Annotated in this window: 1 protein-coding gene; it reads left to right on the top strand. The window is 70.2% G+C overall.

Annotated features, from left to right (window positions below; translation table 11 throughout):
• Positions 1 to 1,428, top strand: a 1,428-nt coding sequence (locus tag EQG76_RS07470; protein WP_200840626.1) for a transglutaminase family protein, incomplete at both ends; no start/stop codon positions are given.

Consider the following 1,428-nt stretch of genomic DNA (forward strand, 5'->3'; position numbering starts at 1 on the left):
ATCCGCCGGCTGCGCGACCGCTTCGCGCCGGGCGGGCTGCTCCATTTCGGCCAGGGCAAGTGGTATCCGGGCGAGCAGCTGCCACGCTGGGCGCTCAGCCTCTACTGGCGCAAGGACGGCGAACTGCTCTGGCACGACCCGGAGCTGATCGCCCAGGCCGGGAGGGAGGGCAGTGCCGGTGCCGCCGACGCCGAGCGGTTCATCCACCTTCTGTGTGCGAAGCTGGGGCTGGAGGAGGACTACGCCATTGCGGCCTACGAGGATCCGGCCGTCCATCTCCTGAAGGAGGCGCAGCTCCCGCCCAATGTCGACGTTCTCGACAACCGGCTGAGGGACCCGGAAGAGCGTGCGCGGATAGCCCGGGTGTTCGACCGCGGGCTCGACACGCCGGTGGGCTATGTCCTGCCGCTCCAGCCCTGGAACAGCCGCAATTTCGGCCGCTGGGACAGCGAGCGCTGGTCGGTGCGCCGGGACCGGATGTTCCTGATCCCGGGTGATTCGCCGCTGGGTCTGCGCCTGCCGCTGCAGTCGCTGCCGTGGATTTCCGAGGCCGACTATCCCTACTACATCCCAGCCGACCCGTTCGCCGCCCATGCGGCGCTGCCAGCCGCCGAGCCCCGGATGCAGGAGCGCCGCCCAGACCCGGAGCAGCCGGTGGCTGCCACCCGTCAGCCCGTGCGCACCGCACTCGCCGTCGAGCCGCGCGGAGGCACGCTGCACGTCTTCATGCCGCCCACCCCTTCCGCGGTGGAATATGTCGAGCTGGTGGCCGCCCTGGAGGCGACCGCCCGGGAGATCGGCCAGCCGATCGTGATGGAAGGCTATACGCCGGCGGACGACCCCAGGATCAGCGTGCTCAAGGTGACGCCGGACCCGGGCGTGATCGAGGTGAACGTCCACCCGGCCGCGTCCTGGCAAGAGGCGTTGGCGATCACCGAGGGCGTCTACGAGGAGGCCCACCAGAGCCGGCTCGGCACGGACAAGTTCATGATCGACGGCCGCCATACCGGGACGGGCGGCGGCAATCACATCGTGGTGGGTGGGTCCACCCCGGCCGACAGCCCGTTCCTGCGCCGGCCGGACCTGCTCGCCAGCCTGATCGGCTGCTGGCAGAACCACCCGTCTCTGTCCTTCCTGTTCAGCGGCCTGTTCATCGGTCCGACCAGCCAGGCGCCGCGCATCGACGAGGCGCGCAACGACCAGCTCTACGAGATGGAGATCGCCCTGGCCCAGGTGCCGCTGCCGGGCCAGGGCGAGGTACCGCCCTGGCTGGTGGACCGGATCTTCCGCAACCTGCTGATCGATGTCACCGGCAACACCCACCGGGCCGAGATCTGCATCGACAAGCTCTACTCGCCGGACGGGCCGACCGGCCGGCTGGGCCTGGTGGAGTTCCGCGCCTTCGAGATGCCGCCGCACCCGCGCATG

It is taken from the genome of Geminicoccus flavidas (assembly GCF_009806515.1).
In the GTDB taxonomy this organism is placed as follows: Bacteria; Pseudomonadota; Alphaproteobacteria; order Geminicoccales; family Geminicoccaceae; genus Geminicoccus; species Geminicoccus flavidus.